Source organism: Peribacillus saganii, assembly GCF_003429095.1.
Taxonomy (GTDB): Bacteria; Bacillota; Bacilli; order Bacillales; family DSM-1321; genus Peribacillus; species Peribacillus saganii.
Window position 1 is genome coordinate 44,555 of sequence record NZ_QVTE01000033.1, and the last position, 20,780, is coordinate 65,334.

Annotated in this window: 21 protein-coding genes; all 21 read right to left on the bottom strand. The window is 42.8% G+C overall.

Translation table 11 applies throughout. The annotated features are described in order from the left end of the window. Positions 1–13: 13 nt before the first annotated feature. Positions 14–688, bottom strand: a complete 675-nt coding sequence (gene qcrB / locus D0469_RS12155; protein WP_117327009.1) for a menaquinol-cytochrome c reductase cytochrome b subunit — start codon at positions 686–688, stop codon at positions 14–16. 3 nt (positions 689–691) lie between these two features. Further along, on the bottom strand, positions 692–1,198 hold the full coding sequence (locus D0469_RS12160) for a QcrA and Rieske domain-containing protein (protein ID WP_117327010.1): 507 nt from the start codon (positions 1,196–1,198) through the stop codon (positions 692–694). 180 nt (positions 1,199–1,378) lie between these two features. Beyond that, the gene (locus tag D0469_RS12165; protein WP_117327011.1) at positions 1,379–1,837 is read right to left on the bottom strand and encodes a YpiF family protein; all 459 of its coding nucleotides are present in this window, start codon (positions 1,835–1,837) and stop codon (positions 1,379–1,381) included. 775 nt (positions 1,838–2,612) lie between these two features. Further along, positions 2,613–3,164, bottom strand: coding sequence for a ReoY family proteolytic degradation factor (locus D0469_RS12170; protein ID WP_117327012.1), 552 nt, complete (start codon positions 3,162–3,164; stop codon positions 2,613–2,615). A 34-nt stretch (positions 3,165–3,198) separates the two neighbouring features. Next, entirely contained in the window at positions 3,199–4,458 is a 1,260-nt protein-coding gene (locus D0469_RS12175) for a tetratricopeptide repeat protein (RefSeq protein WP_117327042.1), read from the bottom strand. Between the two features lie 32 nt (positions 4,459–4,490). After that, positions 4,491–5,360 carry a hypothetical protein gene (locus D0469_RS12180; RefSeq protein WP_117327013.1) on the bottom strand — a complete coding sequence of 290 codons (870 nt, stop codon included), beginning with the start codon at positions 5,358–5,360 and terminating at the stop codon, positions 4,491–4,493. A 308-nt stretch (positions 5,361–5,668) separates the two neighbouring features. Continuing rightward, complete coding sequence (gene aroA, locus D0469_RS12185) at positions 5,669–6,964, bottom strand: 3-phosphoshikimate 1-carboxyvinyltransferase (RefSeq protein WP_117327014.1); 1,296 nt, start codon at positions 6,962–6,964, stop codon at positions 5,669–5,671. Positions 6,965–6,989: 25 nt separating this feature from the next. Next, positions 6,990–8,093 (bottom strand): prephenate dehydrogenase, encoded by a 1,104-nt coding sequence (locus tag D0469_RS12190; protein ID WP_117327015.1) that lies wholly within the window; start codon positions 8,091–8,093, stop codon positions 6,990–6,992. 34 nt (positions 8,094–8,127) lie between these two features. Beyond that, positions 8,128–9,237, bottom strand: a complete 1,110-nt coding sequence (gene hisC / locus D0469_RS12195; protein ID WP_117327016.1) for a histidinol-phosphate transaminase — start codon at positions 9,235–9,237, stop codon at positions 8,128–8,130. A 173-nt stretch (positions 9,238–9,410) separates the two neighbouring features. Next, positions 9,411–9,779 (bottom strand): chorismate mutase, encoded by a 369-nt coding sequence (aroH, locus tag D0469_RS12200; RefSeq protein ID WP_117327017.1) that lies wholly within the window; start codon positions 9,777–9,779, stop codon positions 9,411–9,413. Positions 9,780–9,818: 39 nt separating this feature from the next. Beyond that, positions 9,819–10,901 carry a 3-dehydroquinate synthase gene (aroB, locus tag D0469_RS12205; protein ID WP_117327018.1) on the bottom strand — a complete coding sequence of 361 codons (1,083 nt, stop codon included), beginning with the start codon at positions 10,899–10,901 and terminating at the stop codon, positions 9,819–9,821. Position 10,902: 1 nt separating this feature from the next. Next, the gene (gene aroC / locus D0469_RS12210; protein ID WP_117327019.1) at positions 10,903–12,075 is read right to left on the bottom strand and encodes a chorismate synthase; all 1,173 of its coding nucleotides are present in this window, start codon (positions 12,073–12,075) and stop codon (positions 10,903–10,905) included. A 353-nt stretch (positions 12,076–12,428) separates the two neighbouring features. Then, the gene (locus tag D0469_RS12215; RefSeq protein WP_117327020.1) at positions 12,429–13,202 is read right to left on the bottom strand and encodes a CheR family methyltransferase; all 774 of its coding nucleotides are present in this window, start codon (positions 13,200–13,202) and stop codon (positions 12,429–12,431) included. A gap of 613 nt (positions 13,203–13,815) precedes the next feature. Further along, the gene (gene ndk / locus D0469_RS12220) at positions 13,816–14,262 is read right to left on the bottom strand and encodes a nucleoside-diphosphate kinase (RefSeq protein WP_117327043.1); all 447 of its coding nucleotides are present in this window, start codon (positions 14,260–14,262) and stop codon (positions 13,816–13,818) included. A gap of 109 nt (positions 14,263–14,371) precedes the next feature. Further along, positions 14,372–15,334, bottom strand: a complete 963-nt coding sequence (hepT, locus tag D0469_RS12225) for a heptaprenyl diphosphate synthase component II (protein ID WP_117327021.1) — start codon at positions 15,332–15,334, stop codon at positions 14,372–14,374. Positions 15,335–15,365: 31 nt separating this feature from the next. Then, complete coding sequence (locus D0469_RS12230; RefSeq protein ID WP_117327022.1) at positions 15,366–16,073, bottom strand: demethylmenaquinone methyltransferase; 708 nt, start codon at positions 16,071–16,073, stop codon at positions 15,366–15,368. A gap of 5 nt (positions 16,074–16,078) precedes the next feature. Next, the gene (locus D0469_RS12235; RefSeq protein ID WP_117327023.1) at positions 16,079–16,903 is read right to left on the bottom strand and encodes a heptaprenyl diphosphate synthase component 1; all 825 of its coding nucleotides are present in this window, start codon (positions 16,901–16,903) and stop codon (positions 16,079–16,081) included. Positions 16,904–17,141: 238 nt separating this feature from the next. Next, positions 17,142–17,381, bottom strand: coding sequence for a trp RNA-binding attenuation protein MtrB (mtrB, locus tag D0469_RS12240; protein ID WP_117327024.1), 240 nt, complete (start codon positions 17,379–17,381; stop codon positions 17,142–17,144). Positions 17,382–17,396: 15 nt separating this feature from the next. Continuing rightward, complete coding sequence (gene folE, locus D0469_RS12245; protein WP_117327025.1) at positions 17,397–17,963, bottom strand: GTP cyclohydrolase I FolE; 567 nt, start codon at positions 17,961–17,963, stop codon at positions 17,397–17,399. A 261-nt stretch (positions 17,964–18,224) separates the two neighbouring features. Further along, on the bottom strand, positions 18,225–18,497 hold the full coding sequence (locus D0469_RS12250) for an HU family DNA-binding protein (RefSeq protein WP_071351175.1): 273 nt from the start codon (positions 18,495–18,497) through the stop codon (positions 18,225–18,227). A 614-nt stretch (positions 18,498–19,111) separates the two neighbouring features. Continuing rightward, positions 19,112–20,590 (bottom strand): stage IV sporulation protein A, encoded by a 1,479-nt coding sequence (gene spoIVA, locus D0469_RS12255; protein WP_117327026.1) that lies wholly within the window; start codon positions 20,588–20,590, stop codon positions 19,112–19,114. Between the last annotated feature and the right edge of the window lie 190 nt (positions 20,591–20,780).

Below are 20,780 nucleotides of genomic sequence, written 5' to 3' on the forward strand. Positions count from 1 at the left end.
TATTTACGAGATTTTATAGCGGGCCTGAAATACCCTGTTTTCGGATCATCATGAAGTGAGCCCCCATTAATCCAAGAAGCGCTGCAGGAAGGAAGAAGACATGGATCGCAAAGAAACGAGTCAATGTCTGTGCCCCAACGATAGTCGGATCACCTGCAAGCAATGTTTTAACCGCTGTGCCGATAAATGGCACCGATTCAGCGATCTGAAGGCCTACCCTTGTAGCGAATAGCGCTTTCATATCCCAAGGCAATAAGTAGCCCGTGAAGCCTAGACCCAGCATAACAAAGAAAATTAATACACCAACAACCCAGTTAAGTTCACGTGGTTTCTTATACGCACCTTGGAAGAATACGCGCAATGTATGTAAGAACAGCATAACAATAACTAAGCTTGCTCCCCAGTGATGCATTCCCCTTACAATTTGACCGAATGCGACTTCATTCTGCAAATAATATACAGATTCCCAGGCGTTCTTAATATCAGGCACATAATACATTGTAAGGAACATACCTGATAAGATTTGGATAACCGTTACGAAGAAGGTTAATCCTCCAAAGCAGTATACAAAAGCAGAAAAATGATACGCAGGGTTAACGTGTTCGGGAACCTCGTGGTCTGCAATATCTCTCCACAAAGGCGTAATGTCTAAACGCTCGTCAACCCAGTCATAAATCTTGTTTAACAATTATTACGCCCCCTTATGCGGCTTTACTGCACCCAAGTAAAGAATTCCGTCTTTTGTTGTATGCTCGTACACATCCAGTCCAGCCAACGGCGGTGTACCCGGCACGTTTGCTCCGTCTTTTGTGTATAAACCGTAATGGCACGGACAGAAGAAGTGATTTGGATTCGACTTATCTGTGTTCCATGCAACGGCACAGCCCAAATGTTTACAAACCGGTGATAATGCAACGATCTCGCCCTTATCATCCTTATAAACCCATGCTGTTTGTGTTTCTTCAGATTCGTACCACGCATCTACTTGTTTAATAGTGAAATCGACACGCTTTGGTTCCTCAGTTAAATCATCCACTTTCTGTTTCGTAGCGACATAGTCGCCGCCTTCTGAAGCTTTAAGTACAGGATCAACTGCAAACCTTACCATAGGCATTAACATGCCTGCCGCCATAAATCCGCCTACACCTGTGAGTGTATAGCTTAGGAATTGACGTCTTGAAACCCGATGTTTGCTCATGCTTTTCCCCCCTCTATCACTATAATGAGTCCAAGCGGACCAATCAAATAGCAACACTATAAAACTAGGACATTACAATGATATATCAATAATTTGCCAAGGTCAATATTCAGATAAATTTAAAAGATGTCAACAATGTGTCCAAATTGATGGAAATGATTGCGTTTTTATTAAAAAATATTAATCATGCCATTTCCGTGTGAAAATCGCCAGTACCTGCCGTACCTGGTCATCGATCATCGGCCGCTTGTGTTTTTCCTCCAAGTGTTCAAGAGGTATGGAAGGAATCCAGATCAATGAACCTTCAAGCCCTTGCTCGTTCACTCTCCATTCACTGTCGGAGGTTATGTAAAACACATGGGCAAACCCCTGCTCTTTTAGCCCGCGGGCCCAGTCCGCTGCCAGCTCCAGTCTTTTTGGCTCATCCCAGGAAGATAAATAGGCAAGCTGCGGCAAAAGCATAATGCGGCCTTTAAATTGCCGTTCGATTTCCAAGGTTAAAATTTCAGTAAAGTCTTTCATGGATGCAGATTGTTTTATATTCTCAGCAAAATTAACAGGTACAAGCGGAATCAGGGCCGTATCAACATATTCCTTTGCCTGTAAAAACATATCTACTTCATTTGGCGTCCATTTCATGCTATCACTCCTAGTACATCAGTTTATTGCATTCATATCTTAGCACTTTTTCATAGAATTGTATCTATGACAATATTTTTAAATCGTGCATTTTTCACTGCATTTCTTTTCAGAAACTCTCAAGCATCCTGGGAAGGAACGACGCCTAAAGACTGGCAGTGCTGTAGCTAAAGCCATTACAACCTACGGCCAGCAGCGAAGTCACAGGGGCTTTTTAAAAAAGCTGCTTGACTCAGGAACTAGCATCTGGACTTGTTAATAAAGGCAAGCTTTCTTTTCTTTAGGTTCTGTTAAACTTGCCTGTTGATTTCCGATCTAGTGGCGGTTCGGGAGCCTCCTCGGCTCCTGCGGGGTCTCTCTGATCCGTTTTGTGCTATGAAGTCTCGCACCTTCCGCTCCAATCAATATAGAAAAGCGAAAGCGCCCTGACAGAGGAAGAACGCTAAGTTCGCCACGTCCTGTGGCAACGCCGTTCTGACCCACATCGTGAAAAAAGGAACGTCGACTAAGTTCTGGCACGTCCTGTGCCAAACGTCGACGCCAGCACATCCTGTGCAAGTCCGGCAAGCATAATCCAAGCGCTGACGGAAGGCGCTTGGATTATGACCAGGGTTGTGACGGCCGGCCTTTGATCACAACATTCGAGGGGCTGGGCGCTGCAGCTAGACATCAACAAAGTGTCGTAATCAACAAAGAGCTTTAACATAGCCTATCTTAAATAACAAAACGCGCACCTGTTTTTGCAGGTACGCGTTTTGTTATTACATCGAATTAATTATTGTTTTATTGAGCTTAATTTAGCCAGCTGGGCAGCAAGTTGTGAAAACGCATCTGAATCATTATTGTCAAGAGCTTCATCAATAAGTTTCATAAGCCGGTCCCTTTGGAAGATTAGGATTGATTGCTCCAGGAACTGTTCGGCAAGGATTTTATCTTTTTCATTTCCCGGGAGATTCCTGGGAACATATGGATTCTCCTCCAGTACAGCCGCATATTGGTGTGAGGAATAAGCCGAGCGGAAATTAAGCTGAATATAAATTTCTTCATCCCGGTTAAGCCGGATATCGTGAAAAGACTTTTCGGCGTCTGTTGTCATAATATTGGATTTGTAAAATCTGAACGGAGCTTCATCGACACAATGTGTGGACATAATCAGCCCCCTTGGACAATATTGCGCCTGCTCTACAAAATGAACCCTCTTCATCAGCTGGTCATGGCTCATTAAGTAATTTAATATCCAGACACATTCCCTTCTTTTCAGTTGATAATGGTTTAAAAACCAGCGAATAAAATCTTTTTTCTCATTCACAGATACAGGGGCAGCCACACGAATTCCCTCCTCTGTCCTTTTTTTATTTTTCTTATTCGGCCTCAAGTCTTTCCAGCATCATGATGTATTCTTCATTTGCAGGATTTTCGCTAAGCAGCTTGCTAAATACTTCTCTAGCACCTGCTCTGTCTCCTTCTTCTACTAAAAAATATCCATAATCATTCAGAAAGTCTTGATTCGTCTCAAAAGAATTATATGCTTTTTGATAATGGTTTAATGCCTCTGAGTAATCTTCCAGTCCTTGATAGCTTACCGCAAGGAGCCAATCAAATTGCGGGTCATCTTCCCCATAGCTTCGGATGCTTTCAATACATTCGACGACATCCTCATGGCGTTCCTGATGCACCAGCAGCTTCATCAATGTCAGGGCTGCTTCCAAATAACCTGGATCTAGCGCCAGAGCTTCCCGGAACATGTCTTCGGCTTCCTGCTCCCTGCCCGTCTTAAGAGCAATTTTCCCGCCGAAAAAGTATAGCTCCTTATTAAATTCATCCGCCTTAATCCCTTCCATTACGCTCTTCAAGGATAGCTCCAGTTCTTCAAGTTGCTCATAAGATCTGGCAAGAAATAAATATAAAGAATGATATTCAGGATCAAGCTCTTTTAGCTCGCTGAGTTTAGCAACTGCCGTTTCATAGTATCCTGCCTGATAAGCAGTAAGTCCATATTCGAATAATGTGTTGATTTCGAGCTTATTTTCCAGAGCCTTATCAAAATAAGGGAGTGCAGCTTCAAATTGTCCTGAACTGCTGAGTGCTTCCGCCATCCTCTGGCTGATATCGATCCCGCCAACCTCTTCCATGACAGGCAGCACTTTTTCAAATGAAGCGATACTTTCCACGAATTTACCCTGCTGATAATAAAGCTCTCCAAGTGCAAAGTCGATGAGGATTTCATCAGGCAGTGCCTGCTTGGCCTGATGAAGCTTCCTTTCACTGACTTCATCCATGCCTTGCATTTGATACAAATCTGCTTCAAGCAGCAGCGCACTTGGATAAATATCATCCTCCGGGTCAATCTGTTCGAGTAGGAGCATTGCTTCATCCTCTTTATCCATTTCGGTCAAGATCTCTGCAAGAGATAGCAGGATTTCCCCTTCATCAGGGTATTTTTGGAGAAGGAATTCAAATAAATCCTTGCCCTGTTCGATAAATCCAAGCTGTGTTATTTCTTCAGCAAGCAACAGGATATCCTCATCCGATTCACTCTTTTTTATTTGATTTATATGTGAAAAGGCTTTCTCTAATTCTCCATTTTTTAGAATTTTCAGGACATTTTCAACCGAGTTCATATACATTCCTTCCTCCAGCAAAAACTTCATTCTTAAATAAAAAAACCGGGAACTTGTACGATGATTTCCCTGCCATCGCCTGGATTGAGGTACAGTGTTTCCCCGGCTCTGATTACCTTACCTTTTGAAACAGTACCAATTACTTTATCATAAATAAGGCTGTGTTTTCCATTCAGGAGGTCTCCAGCAGCTTCTTTAAGATAGATGTTATAATTTATTTCTCCACCGGCATGCAAATCTCCTTTTTTCGGATAGATACCAAGTTTTTTCATTTGCTCAAGCCCAAGAGGTTCCCCAGCGACCAGCCCGCTGTCAAGGCTACTGATTTTTACAGTCCGCATGAGCTGAACCCATCGTTTTTCATACCCTCTATCAAACTCTTTCTCCTTAAAAAGAGGAATAAGTACAGGGCTATAAGGAAATCCAGACTGTTTTATCCAGGTCCATGCCAGACTTTCCAGGGCATCCAGCTGATCGACCTCAATAAATACCGCAGGAATCTTTGCTGATTTGCAATACATCATGATGGAGGGAGTAAGCAGTCGCTGTGGAATTTGCAGGGCTAGGACATAATCCAGAGGAGAGGTTTCAAGCTTCTTCCTGAAGGTTCTGACTTTTTCTTTAACCTCAAATTCATAACAGATTGGCACGGGTACGATGATCGAAGTTATGCCTCTCCTTACGTATAGCTCCATTAGGCTGTCTTGCTTGCCGTTCCCAATCTCGCCTGCAACCGTGCAAAAGGAAGGAGCAATAACAAAACCCTCCAGATTCATTTTCATGAATTTGAGTTTTGCTGTTGAAATGTGGATGGTTTGTATTTCATTGTTTTTTATAAACATCGACGTCTCTTTGAGCTCACCATGCTGCAATAATTGGAATTTTTCCATCAAATAAGCCATATTCCACCCCCAACTTGTCTTATGACAGAATATGTGTTCATGGCAGAAATATGACCTTTTTGGACAGGTTTAATGAAAACAGCAAGGCGGCCTGGTCTATTAATAAGGGGGTTGGCAGAAATATGAGAAGCTCAGGTAAGAGGAATAATTTCAAAACAGTATAAGCTTAAAGAAAAAGGGCGGGCTTTTACTTCTTTCCAGTATAGGCAGCACATAGATTATACGAAAACAATAAAAAATATCCGTTCAATTTAAAACCCTGTTCTGCATATAGAACAGGGCTTTAACCACTATTTTTATTTATAAGGCTATCCTTGCACAAGTGAGGATAAATGCTCAAAAAATTGAGGATAAGAGACGGCGATAGCTTCAGGATTTTCGAGAGTCACTTCTCCTGCAGATGCCAATCCGGCTACAGCCAGCATCATCCCGATTCGATGGTCTCCATGGCTTGAAACAGACCCGCCTGTCAATCGTGATCCGCCGTTTATGATCATTCCGTCGTCAGTTGGGGTTATATCTGCTCCTAGCTTCGATAGCTCACCTGCTACCGTATCAATCCGGTTAGTTTCTTTTACCTTTAGTTCCTGTGCATCTTTAATCACGGTTGTTCCTTCCGCATGGGCAGCCAGCAGTGAAATAACCGGCAGTTCATCAATCAGTCGGGGAATAAGGCCCCCCCCAATTTCAGTGCCCTTCAATTGTGAGGATCTGACAATGATAGTTCCTGCTGGCTCAGCATTTTCCTCACTGGAATCCGGTACAACTGTTACATCTGCACCCATTGCAAGCATGACATCAAGAATCCCGGTACGTGTTGGATTCAGTCCTACATTGACCAAAGTCACTTCACTTTCAGGGATAATTGCTGCCGCTACCATAAAAAAGGCAGCAGATGAGATATCGCCTGGAACTTTGATAGTAGTGCCTGTAAATCTTTGCTTTCCCCGGACAGATACCTCATTCCCGTTAACCGATATTTCCCCACCGAACCGGGCAATCATCCGCTCAGTATGGTCACGGGTTTTTGATGCTTCCTTTACAGTGGTGACCCCTTCTGCCTGTAAACCAGCCAGCAAAATAGCCGATTTAACCTGTGCGCTTGCTACAGGCATCTCGTAATTAATGGAAGAAAGAGAACCTCCCCTGATTGATAAAGGCGTTCTTTCCCCCTTCTTCCGGCCGTCAATTTCTGCCCCCATCACTCTAAGCGGATCAACCACTCGCGTCATCGGACGTTGAGCTATCGAGCTGTCGCCTGCAAGGACCGCATGAAATGGCTGTCCTGCCAGAATACCAAGCATTAGCCTGATGGTAGTTCCCGAATTCCCTACATCCAGAAGCTCAGAAGGCTCTGACAGGCCATTAAACCCGCGTCCCGTAACCTTGACGCTGTCTCCAACCCTTTCAATTGGAACCCCCAGTTGTCTGAAGCAGGAGATAGTACTAAGACAATCCTCGCCAGGCAGAAAGTGGCTGATGGTCGTTGTACCTTCAGCAAGCGCACCGAACATAACGGCTCTATGTGAGATCGACTTATCTCCAGGGACTTCAATCGTTCCTCGCAATGATTTTACTTTTGTTTGCAGTGATACGGTGTCCATCCAATCATCCTTCTTTACAGTTTGTTTACACTAAATATGTATCATATTCGGTAAGACGTCCGAGGCAATCCTGTGCTCTTTCCCGATCATTGTCTGTTTGGAAGCTTATTACTAGCACTCCATAAATCTCTTCCCGGGTCTCCAAAATTCTGATATTTGTAATGCTGATTCGTTCTTCGGCAAGATAACCGGTGATCTCAGAAATTACCCCCGGATAATCCGGAACATCCACATATAAATCGTAAAAAGCAGGAATTGCGCCCTTTGATTTGGAGGGCAAGCTATCTCTAAATCTTCTAGCCTCATCAAAGAAATGGTAGATTCCTTCACTATTCCTTTCCTTAATCAGTGATTTGATCTTCTCCATTTCAGTCTGCCAGCTGTCCATTAATGACAAAATGACTTCCTGGTTTTGCAGCAGGATATCCCGCCACATGGCAGGACTGCTGGAAGCAATCCGGGTAATATCACGGAATCCCCCTGCTGCCAGCCTTGACACAAGCTCCGAATCAAGTTCGCTCGACCTGGCTTGGTTCACAAGGCCGGCGGCTATGATATGCGGAAAATGGCTGATAACTCCGGCAAGCTGGTCATGAACGCGCGGGCTTATTTCAAGAAAGTGTGCTCTCGTCCCCTTCAGCCAAGTCTTTAGCGTTTCAATTTGTTCAGCAGTAATATTTTCCCCCGGAGTCAGCATGTAAAAAGCATTTTCAAACAGATGTGCTTTAGCAGCACCTGTTCCGCTTTTATGAGAACCTGCCATTGGGTGCGCACCAATAAAGGCTATACCCTGCTCGGCAAGAACCTGTGACGCCTCCACAATGCGTTCTTTTGTGCTGCCAACATCTGTGATCAGAACATCTTTTTTCAAAGGCATAGCAGCAAGGCGCTTAATCATCTCAGCAGTTTTGAGAACAGGTATGGCAATCACAATCAAGTCTGCCTGCGCAGCCTCTTTTTCAACCGAATCGCAGCTTTCATCAATTATGCCAAGTACTTTTGCCAGTGCGATATTTTGCTCATTAACATCAAAGCCGGTTATGAATGCCTCTTTATGCTCCTGCCTGATAGCGAGTGCCACTGATCCGCCAATCAAACCAAGGCCAATTACTAAAACGTTCCCTTTCACAGTTCCGCTCCTATCTACTCTCCAAAAAAAGAATTTATATTTCTATTTGTTTTTTGCTCCTCATAGCCAGAAGAGACTTCATTTGCGCGATGATTCCTTCGTTTTGTTCATGTGATCCTATTGTCACGCGAACCCATCCCGGGAAGCCCAGCGCTCTGCCAGAACGGACGATATATCCGTTTTCAAGCAGATATTGAAACACTTCATCACTATCCATATCAAAGTTGATCAGGATAAAATTTCCCTGTGATGGATAGTAAGCTAGACCTTCTGCTTCACAAAAGCTGTAATACTGCTGAAGGCCCATTTTATTCTCCTCTTTGCAGCGGCTTATAAAACCCTGGTCAGCAAGGGCAGCGATTGCAGCAATTTGACCGAGCGTATTCGTATTAAATGGCTCGCGTGCCGGCTCAAGTTTGCGGATTATTTCCTCATGTGCGATTCCATAACCAACCCTGAAAGCTGCGAGGCCATAAATCTTTGAAAACGTCCTTAAGATAATCAAATTTTCATATGAATCCAGTAATTTTACTGAATCAGGGAAATCCTCCGCATCGGTATATTCATAATACGCTTCATCAAGTACCACCAAAACATCCTTAGGAACCTTGGATAAAAACCCAACAAGCTCCGCGGCAGGAATATGGATTCCAGTCGGATTGTTAGGGGAACATAACCAGACAACCGATGTTTCATTATCAATTGCCGCAAGCATACCGGATAAATCATGTTCTCCGTCTATTAAAGGCACTTCACGGCTGTCTGCACCTTCAATCACAGCATTGTGTTTGTATTGCGGGAATGTAGGGGCTGCCATGACAGTATTCCGCCCAGGGTAAAGCAGGCTTCTCGATATGATCTGAATAATCTCATCAGATCCGTTACCAAATATTATTTCTGTTTCCTTCTTGCCAACGTGCTCTGCGACGGCTGCTCTCAAATTAGTAGCATAGCCATCAGGATATAGAGCATAGGAAGTTCCATAGCCTGATATAGCTTCACGGACAAGATTCGAACAGCCAAACGGATTTTCATTTGATGCCAATTTGGTAATGCTTGTTAATCCATATTGCCTTTTCACTTCTTCGATTGATTTGCCAGGCTGATAAGGCTGTAATTTTGTTACTGCTTCTTTCCATTTCATTATAATACGCCTCGATTCTTTCATCACTTTAAAGCGACAGAGTATAAGGATATTGTATCACATAGCAGCAATCGTTTCCGTATTTATTCTATTTTTAAAAAAATTTTTTCAAAAAAGTGTCGGTTTCCCCATATCATCAGTATTATGCTAGTTTCAGCAAAGGGTTAATTCACTTACTTCGATACCGATAAATCCGGCCTTAATGAAACAGCATTATTTAGATAGACATGATGGATCTCTTGCTGGCCCTTATCTGTATTTACATGCATCATTATTCTGATGCAAAGCTGAAGGGATTCAGGTACAGCAATTTCTTTCATGCACATAACGGGAACATATTTCCATCCTTCAATATTTCTTTGTGCTTTTGCGGGAAAAGCTGCATCAATATCATCAGTGACCGAAATCAATACCGAAGCCACGTTATCCGCTTTTAATTCATTTTCACTGATCATGGCCAAATAAAGCTTTTCAGTCTCTCTTACAATTAACGTCTCATCATTCATATTAACAGTCGTTGCTCCGCGGACTCCTCTAATCATTTCTGCCCCTCCATTCCGGATCGTCATTACCCGTACTGCTCACGAGTACATTGTTACCAGCACATCGTGTATAGTTTTATCAGACAGTTCAACCAACTTGGGAATACCGATTTGTTCCAAGAGGACAAATCTGATTTTGCTGGTTACTGTTTTCTTGTCTTTTTTCATGACAGCAATTAGCTTTTCCGAATTCAGTTCAGCCGGTACAGATGTCCGGTAGCCAAGTGAATCCAGCCATTTGATAAGCCCAGGCAAATCAAAACGCAAGTCCAGTTCCTTCATACTGAGTTTTAGCGCAAATATCGTGCCGATGATGACTCCTTCGCCATGACTGATCTTTCCGTATCCCATTTCAGATTCAATCGCATGACCCAGCGTATGTCCCAAATTAAGGAAAGCTCTGATTCCTGATTCCTTTTCATCTTCCTTTACAATGGCTGCCTTAATCCCTACCCCTTTAAGAATCATATATGACAGCTGCTCGTCTATAAGTTCATCCAGTCCGGAAATATTTTCAGTCAGCCATTTGAAAAATGTTTGATCCTGAATTAATCCATGCTTGATGACTTCCGCAAATCCTGAACGCAGTTCGGAAAGCGGGAGCGTATGCAAAAATGCCAGATCATAAAAAACAGCTATTGGCTGATGAAAGGCACCTATCATATTTTTTCCTAACGGATGGTTAATTGCTACTTTTCCACCAACCGCACTATCATGTGCAAGTAAAGTGGTAGGAATCTGGATAAAAGGTACGCCCCGCATAAATGTCGCTGCTACAAAACCAGCAAGATCCCCGACTGCTCCTCCGCCTAATGCAAGGATGAGAGATTTCCGGTTAAGTCCTGCTTCAAGTGCATATGTATGGGATTGATAAAACACCTCGAAAGTTTTAGCAAACTCACCTTCAGGGACAACGAAATCAATTACAGAAAAACCTTCATTCTGAAGAAGCATTTTTACAGTCTCCAAATGGAGGCTTGCAACCTTCTTATCCGTTATGATCAGCAGTTTGCTCTTACCATACCCTGCGCTGTTTAAAAAATCAGGCAGTCTGTTAATTGCATCTTTGCCAATATAAACGGGATATTGTTCCGAAGTTGTTTGGACGATAATTTGCTCCATATTAGAACTCCTTCGTTTCTTGCCTGTATTGCTCCAAATATGCTGCAAGCTTGTCGAAACGGTCAGATGGGAATTGATCGACAATCGCAGAGGCAAGCTCCCAGGCAACCACTGCTTCAGCTACCACTGCTGCGGCTGGTACGGCACAGCTGTCAGACCGTTCAATGCTTGCTGTGAATTCTTCTTTTGTGTCAATATCTACACTCTTTAAAGGCTTATACAAAGTGGGAATCGGCTTCATTACACCGCGCACGACAATAGGCATTCCCGTTGTCATTCCGCCTTCAAGGCCGCCAAGCCTGTTGGTTTTACGGTAGTATCCTTCTTCAGAATTCCAGGCAATCTCATCATGGACTTCGCTTCCAAATTTCTCTGCAGCTTCAAATCCGATGCCAATCTCAACTCCTTTAAAGGCGTTTATGCTGACCATCGCTGCAGCCAATTTAGCATCAAGCTTTCTGTCATAATGAACATAGCTGCCTACGCCAACTGGCATTCCTTCAGCAATAACCTCGACGATCCCGCCAATAGAGTCACCGTTTTTCTTGGCATCATCTATTGCAGCCATCATTTTGGCTTCTGCCTCTTGATCAAAACAGCGAACAGGAGACGCTTCTGTCTTTTCCCTCAATTCATCAAGGGTTTTATAATTTGCAGGGTTGGCCTTAATTCCGCCAATTTCCAGAACATGTGATGCAATTTTAATCCCCAGCAGCGACAGCAGTTTTTTCGCTGCTGCTCCTGCAGCAACACGAACAGTGGTTTCCCTTGCCGATGAACGCTCCAACACATTCCTTAAGTCCCGGTGACCATACTTAATGCCGCCATTTAAGTCTGCATGTCCAGGCCTTGGACGTGTAATTTTACGCTTTACTTCTTCTGCTTCATCCTCAGCCAGAGGGTCACTTCCCATTATTTTTGTCCAATGCGTCCAGTCTTTATTTTCAACGACCAAAGCAACTGGAGATCCGAGTGTATAGCCGTGCCTCACCCCTGAAGAAATAAAGGCTCTGTCCTTTTCAATCTGCATCCTTCTGCCTCGTCCGTGGCCTTTTTGCCTGCGTTCAAGCTCAGAATTAATATCTTCCTCGGTAATCGGCATCCCTGCCGGAAGTCCCTCGATTAACGCTGTCAACTGAGGGCCGTGCGATTCTCCTGCTGTTAAATAGCGCATATAATGCTCCTCCTCCTTTTCCTCTTTAAAGGATTTATGTATCAATATACCATAGTTTATCAAAAAGTGGATACCTAAAGTGATAGAAAATTCCGGTTTTTAAAAATGCGAAATGCATACAAAAGAACGCCGGCTTAATTCTGGCAGGGCAGTAAACTATGATGTTTCCACCTCCATCCTCTGCCAAGCTACAGAACTGTTCATTGAGGAGAACAAATCGTCAGTGTTTTAACTTAAGCCCGTTCCAGCTTAGCAGGAAAAATAAATTAACAGGTTTTACCTTTCTCTATTAAAAAAAAGCCTTGATCTTCGGCTGTATTCCAAAGATCAAGGCTATCGGCCAGAAACCCTGTCTAGAGCTTCCTATAAAAAAAAGTATCTTCCGTTTCAAAATCGTATTGTGCCGGGTTGAAAATCTGCTCTGTGCTTCCAACGAAGAAAACACCTCCAGATTTCATGGACTGGCTGAACTTCCGATAAAGAATATCCTTTGCTTCTTCCGTAAAATAGATAAGGACATTCCGGCAGATGATTAAATCATGCTGCGGCTCGAATGGATCTGCCAGGAGATTATGCTGTTTAAAGGTAACTGTCCTTTTTATCTCATCTGTCACCCTATAAAATTCGCCTTCTTTTGTAAAATGTTTTGCTTTGATAGCCGGCGGCACCTCATTCAGGGACCTTGATGGATATACTCCCAGCTTGGCACGGGCAATCACATTGACATCAATATCCGTTGCCGTTATTGAAACAGATGAGAGTGGTATCATGTTTGATAAAATCATTGCGATCGTATATGGTTCTTCTCCTGTTGAACAAGCTGCGCTCCATATTTTTAATTTTTTTGAGTTTTTCAGCAGGCGGGGAAAAATTTGTTTTTCCAGCACTTCCCACCGTTTTGCATTTCGGTAAAATTCAGACACATTGATAGTCATCCGGTCTAGAAATTCGTTCAAAACCTGTTTATCGCCCTGAATTGCCTTAGAATATTCCCGAAAGGAAGGGAAACCCTTTTTCTCATAGAGAGAATTGAGCCTTCGTTTCATTTGCGCTTCTTTATATAAAGATAAATCGATTCCAGTTATTTTTTTTATCTGGCTTATAAACTCAAGGTAATCATTCGACATCCTACTATTCTCCCTGCACATATATTGGCTGTTTAGACTCCTTTAAGTATATCGGACCATATGAACAGATGTTTATCGGGCAACAGATATGGAGGACCGAAAAGAATTCTCACTTATGCTGTGCTAACAAGAGTGTATGGTAGAGCAACGCTTTCCATAGTAAAAAGTTCTCATAAAGAGGCACATCCATTATATGATTATAAAAAATAAGCGCCCAAACACAGGAAGGACAGCTAAGTGCTCACACGTCCAGATACAACGCTGTCCTGACCACATCCTGACAAAGCAAAAGTCCACTAAGTTCTGGCATGGTTGAAATTTAAAACCCTTTCAACCTCCGTCCTGTGCCAAATGTCGTCGCCCGTCGCTAGACACGCTGCTTTATTTCGTGCGACGTATCTCTGCCGCAGCGTTCCCTATCCTGTTTACCTGGACTTATTTTCATGCAGTAAAAAGCTGCTTAATTTTTATCTGCGTAAAAAAGTTGCTGGTTGCTGGAGCTAGACAAATATATATATTAAAAAAGTTATACTTCCCAGTAAAAAAGGTAAGCACCGTATTGTATGGTACTTACCTTTTATATTTTCATATTGATGAAGCTGTAAGATGGAGATTAGTATACCCACTCATTAATAAGCTTTGAATATTCCACAAGTTCTTCTTCTTTGAAGAATAGAGCAATTTCTCGCTCAGCGCTTGCAGGTGAATCAGAGCCATGGATTACGTTTTTGCCTACTGTCAAAGCGAAATCGCCACGGATAGTTGCAGCTGCCGCATCCTTTGGATTAGTTGCCCCCATCATTTGTCGAGCAGTCGCGATTACGTTCTCGCCCTGCCAAACCATTGCAAAAACAGGGCCTGAAGTAATAAAATCTACTAGTTCGCCGAAGAATGGGCGCTCTTTATGTTCACCATAGTGCTGCTCAGCAAGTTCCTTTGAAACCGCCATCAATTTTGCGCCTGCTAAATGAAAACCCTTTTTTTCGAATCGGGAAACAATTTCACCAATCAGGTTACGCTGTACACCATCAGGCTTTACCATTAAAAATGTTTTTTCCATGTAAGCTCCACTCCCTACTGAATATGTATAATTAGTTGCCTTAAATAGACAATCCTTGAAAATACTATCATTTTTATGAAAATTTATCAACCCGAGCAACATGCTGCCCTTAATATTTCCGCTTTCCAATAAACCTGGCAATTTCATATAATGTTTTGTTTGCTCTATTTACCGGCAAGCCCTTTAATTCAGCAAACGCTTTGTTTAAATATTTCTCGCTCACTGCAGATGCTCTCTCAATGGCGCCTGATCCATTAATAGCTTCAATTACCTTGGAAAGCTCTTCCTGAGGCATGGTTTCTCTTATTTCAAGAACCATTTCTTTTATTGCAGGGTCCTCCATTGCCAGCAGCACGGGAAGGGTGATATTTCCCTGCCTCAGGTCGCTGCCAGCAGGCTTGCCAAGTTCTTTTTCGGAAGCGGTAAAATCAAGTATGTCGTCTGTAATTTGAAATGCCATTCCAACATTATAGCCAAACTTGTATAGCTTGATATGTATATCGCTTGAAACCCCAGCTGCAATCGCTCCAAGCTGGCAGCTGGCTGCAATCAGTACAGCCGTCTTTCGTTTGATTCTGCGGTAATAAGTCCGAATATTTTGATCAAATTGATATTTCTGGTTAATTTGCTCGATTTCCCCAACAGCTACTTCGAGAATGGTCTGAGAAAGGATTTTATGGGCGAGCGGTTTTTTTACTTCAGTCATTATTTCAAGAGATCTTGCAAATATGTAGTCGCCGGTATACATCGCGACCCTGTTATCCCACTTCGATTTTACTGTTGGAGCGCCCCTGCGCAAATCGGAATCATCGATAACATCATCATGCACTAATGAAGCCATATGGATCAGTTCAAGTGCTACTGCAACTTTTTTGACAACATTAATATCATAATCACCGAATTTTGCCGCCAATAAAACAAACACTGGCCGGATCCGTTTCCCCCCAGCCTGCAGCAGATGCAAAGAAGCTTGTCTGAGCACATGTGAGTCAGATTGCAGTGTTGCTTCCATTTCTTTTTCTATCAATTGCAGGTCTGTATTCAAGAATGAATACATCATTTTAAGTTTCATACATTCCACCCAGCTTAATAAATGCTATACATTACTTCTCTTTATACCCAAAATGGGTTGCAGCTACACCGCCGCTGTGGGGTTTATAAGTGACATTCACGAATCCAGCCTGTTCAAACATCCGTTCCAGCTCCTGCATCCCCGGAAAGTCGCGTGCCGACTCCTGAAGCCATGAATACTCCCGGAAACTCTTGGCAAACATTTTACCGAATAACGGCATCATATAGCGAAAATAGAAATAGTACAGCTGCCTGAACCCCGGCATTGTGGGCTGGGAGGTTTCTAGGCATGCAGCCAGGCCCCCAGGCCTTAAAACGCGGTTCATTTCCTTCAAAACCTGCATGTAATCCGGAACGTTGCGAAGGCCAAACCCTATCGTTACATAGTCAAAGGAATTGTCCTCAAATGGCAACTCCATTGCATTACCATGGATCAGCCGGACATTTTTCAGTTTTAGTTCCTTAACTTTCTGTTCGCCAATCTTAAGCATATTTTTACTGAAGTCCAAGCCGGTAACCTTGCCTTCGGGACCGGCTGCCTTCGATAAGGAAATCGTCCAATCAGCGGTACCGCAGCATAAATCAAGAGCCGCTGATCCTTTTTTCACGTTCATTAGGTTCATCGTAGTCTTGCGCCAGGCAATATGCTGCTTAAAACTTATTACTGAATTCATCTTGTCGTATTTTTCATAGATATTTTCAAAGACGTGATGGACTCTTTCTTCTTTAGACTGTCCCATTTGGTTTATCCTTCCTCCACTAGCGAATTAGGCGTTCCAATATTACCAGCTATGAAAGAAGCCAGTTTTCTTTGCAGGTCCCCATCTGGCGACAGCCTGTCAAGCGCCAGAAAAGTCGCCTCCCTCGCCTGATTAATGCAATGGTCGATTTTGTTCAGTACATACTTTCGCTGATCAGGTGAAAGTTCTTTTGATTTGTCCCTCTTCGGAAAGGACAATTTTTTCAAAATATCAAAGATAACAGATTGCCCGCTTTCCATGTATTTATTTTTTTCCTCAATAAGACGATTGAGCAGCAGAAAGCTGGATGAAAACTCTTTCCATTTAGGCTTTTGAAAGGAATCAGCTATTTTCCTGATCAGACTTGATTCAATTGCAGCCAGGCTGTCTGTCAGGTCCGAGATTTCATTAATCGTTCTTTGGTATAAAACAATCTTTTGTTCATTGATCTCTTTAATAGCTTCAGCCAAGACACGGATAAGAGAGATGTTTTCTATGTCGGCGAGCAGTTTATAATATAAGCCGCTATAGTAATCCCCGGCTAAAACAGTAAGCTGCCTGTTTTTCAGAACTCCCTCGGAATCTTCGTCAGCAGCTTTATTTGTTACTTTCTCATGGGTGTCAAGGGCAATTTGGATCAGCATCGCTGAAAGGATGTACTTATCCCGTTCTTCTGGCGAAATATCCAATTCCTCAAAGATACTAAGTAGCAATAGCAGCTTGTTCTCATCTATAAAAGGCTTTTCCAAAAATTGCAGTAAATAGGGATGATGAGTTTTAGCTTCAATCATGTCTTTTAATTCTGCCAATGTTTTGTTGCTGTTTAACATATGAAATCACCCTTGCATCCCATTTATCGTCTTCTATGTACTATTTTCAGTCCGTCTATGGACTTGTGCCGATTTTAAAAACACACATCATTATAACATAAAAACCCGCAGAAGCGTCTAGTCCAAGCATTTTTTCCTATTAAAGCCGCAGGGAGCTCATTCATCTCAGGAATCAATCCATAATCCCTCGAAATAAAAATAAACCTTGGCACTATCAAACCGTGACAAGGTTTAAATATTATTTATCAGCTCTTTTGGCTTCACTTTCAACCACGCCAAATGGGGTATATATTTTTGCTTTACCCCTTATCTTAATAGCGGAAGTATGCTCGGTAAACTGGGCAATCATCACTTCTCCAGCATCTAGCTTCTCTGAATGATGGAAACGGGTATCTGTTCCCCGGGTCAGGCCGATTACATTGACCCCATCATCCTCTGCCTTAATTACTACAAAATCCTTGTTTGTTTTGTCATCCATGAAATCACCCCATCGTTATCCCTTGATAAATGACAGAACCTCCGCACGAGATCGTGAATCCTCTGCGAACACGCCCCTAACAGCAGATGTAATTGTTTTGGAGCCCGGCTTTTTGACTCCTCTCATTGTCATGCACATATGCTCCGCCTCTACGACGACCATTACGCCGTGCGGCTCAAGCTTTTCCATAATCGAATCAGCAACCGTAGCCGTGATTCGTTCCTGGAGCTGAGGCCTTTTAGAAACAGCCTCTACTGCTCTTGCAAGCTTGCTTAACCCTGTAACTCTGCCATTCTGAGGGATATAAGCAACGTGAGCCTTACCATAGAACGGAACTAAATGGTGTTCACAAACCGAATAGAATGGAATATCTTTAACAAGTACCAATTCCTCATGTTCTTCACCAAAGATAGTTTCAAAATATTCTTTAGGATCCTGCTCAAGTCCGGAAAAAATCTCTTCGTACATTCTTGCCACCCTTTTGGGGGTATCCAGCAAACCTTCCCGCTCCGGGTCCTCACCAACTGCTTCCAAAATCATTTTTACCGCTTCTTCTATTTTCGCATGATTAACGCTCGACATCATTTTCCTCCTATGTACTATGCAGACCGCAGCCTTAAGCAGCTTTGCGGATCCTTGCTCGCCGCCCGGCAGGAGCCATTGCACTGACTCAAAAGCTTCTATAGCTCTCTATGAGCATTTCGCGGATCGTGCTTGCCCCGCCTGATACGGTACTTGTTGTAAAAATTTTAAAAAAGCACGTCTACATCTTATCATATTTATAAAAAAAGAAGCAAAAAGGACCACAAGTGTGGCCCTTTCCTCTTAAAGTGCTCTATGTACTTACTTAACAGCGTCTTTAAGTGCTTTACCTGGTTTGAATGCAGGAACTTTGCTCGCAGCGATTTCGATTTCATCGCCAGTTTGCGGGTTACGGCCTTTACGAGCCGCGCGCTCACGTACTTCAAAGTTTCCAAAACCGATTAATTGTACTTTATCGCCGCTTTTTAATGCGTCTAGGATTGTATCAAAAACAGCATCAACTGCTTTTGTAGCGTCTTTCTTAGAAAGTTCTCCTGCTTCTGCAACCGCGTTAATCAATTCTGTTTTGTTCATGCCATTCACCTCCTCCCAAATAATTTAGTAGTAAACCATTATTGCCGAATAATAGTCAATTATTACTTTTTATTCAATCAGGATACATTCTAAACCTGCTGGACCCATATTTCAAACGATTTCCTCCCAAACAGGATGTGAAACCTTTTAAATTAGGCTGGAAAAACGCTCCGTAATAGGCAAGAATGGCTTTAAATAGCGTTTTCTGTTAGTAGATTATCATAAACACTATTCCATAAGCAAGAGATTAAAAAAAATATTGGTAATCTTTTCTTAAAACCACGCATATTTTTAATAATTTCCGGAAGATTGGTCCAAATCCTTTGATTTGTGCCTTTTGCACTCTTCGATTACCCGTTGTTTCAACCTACTATATGGACGTAAAAATATCAAACACTAACTGCCGCGTCAGTGAAAAACAGGTCTCTCTACCCACACTGAGAAATACTTACCATTTGCCAAGTTTCTCTTTTCCAGCAAAAAGAGGCGAAATAACCCCTAATGGGTTTCGCCTCTTTTTGTCCTTCTCCAGGAAAATTATAGAAATGTCGAGTTAGGAAAATAAAGTAGAAGTTCTAGCTCTGTTTAAGGCCCCTGCGCTTTTGTTATGCCCATTAAAGGATGATTGCAATCAATCCGCCGGAGCCTTCATTTATGATTCTTTCCAATGTTTCTTTTAGCTTATAGCGGGCATTTTCAGGCATTAGCGAGAGTTTTGCCTGGATTCCCTCACGGACGATGGAGCTGAGGCTTCTTCCGAAAATATCTGAGTTCCAGATTGATAACGGATTATCCTCGAAGTCCTGCATCAGATACCGGACTAGCTCTTCACTTTGTTTTTCTGTGCCTATAATCGGTGCAAATTCTGACTCCACGTCCACCTTAATCATATGGATGGAAGGCGCAACCGCTTTAAGGCGTACACCGAAACGTGCTCCCTGGCGAATGATTTCCGGCTCATCAAGGCTCATATCAGCCAGTGATGGTGCTGCCACACCATAACCTGTTTGCTTTACCATCTTCAATGCATCAGACACTTGATCATATTCCGCCTTTGCATGAGCGAAATCCTGCATTAGTGATAACAGGTGGTCTTTTCCTCTTATCTCAACACCCACGATTTCTTTTAAAATATCATCATATAGTTCATCTGGAGCATGAAGGTCGATTTCAGCCACACCCTGGCCCATTTCCATTCCTGCAAGTGAAGCACGGTCGATGAAATCGAAATCAAGGAATTGTGTAACGACCCGGTCAACATCCCTTAAACGCTTTATGTCCTTAACCGTTTCCTTAACGGCCTCCTGATAGCTTTTGCGCAGCCAGTGATTTTCCTTAAGTACCATTACCCAGCTAGGAAGATTAACATTGACTTCCAATACAGGGAATTCATACAATGCTTCCCTAAGCACGTTCAAGACATCGGACTCACGCATACCTTCTACGCTCATCGCAAGCACCGGGATATCATATTTTTCCTGAAGCTTTTCCCGTAAAGCATCCGTTTCAGGATGGTGAGGCTGGACCGAGTTTACGATCATGATAAATGGTTTGCCAACTTCCTTCAGTTCCTCGATAACCCTTTGTTCCGCTTCAAGATAATCAGCGCGCGGAATTTCACCAATAGTTCCATCGGTTGTGATAACTACCCCGATGGTAGAATGGTCCTGAATAACCTTCCTTGTGCCAATTTCAGCTGCTTCATGAAATGGGATCGGCTCTTCGTACCATGGTGTATGAATCATCCTCGGGCCGTTTTCATCTTCATACCCCTTAGCCCCCGGTACAGTATAGCCGACACAATCTACCAGTCTGATGTTTACATCTAGACCTTCGTCAACATGGATGCTGGCCGCCTGATTTGGAACGAATTTTGGTTCAGTTGTCATGATGGTCTTTCCTGCAGCGCTTTGCGGCAGCTCATCCAGTGCCCTTGCACGTTCTGCTTCACTGTCCATATTTGGAAGTACTACAAGCTCCATAAATTTCTTTATGAATGTTGATTTACCTGTACGCACGGCACCGACTACACCTAAGTAAATGTCGCCTCCCGTACGTTCAGCGATATCTTTAAAAATATCTACCTTTTCCAAGGTATCCCCTCCCGAAATTAGAGTTGCTGGGATCATATCATCCTATTATGAATCTAGTACAATATATATTTATGATGTTGTCCTAAAGGAATATTCCTGCTATTTTAAAAAAATCCCCCCAGTACGATGTGAGCATTTATATTAAGGGCTGAAATTCAGAACTGAGAATGATACATGAAGATAAAAAATA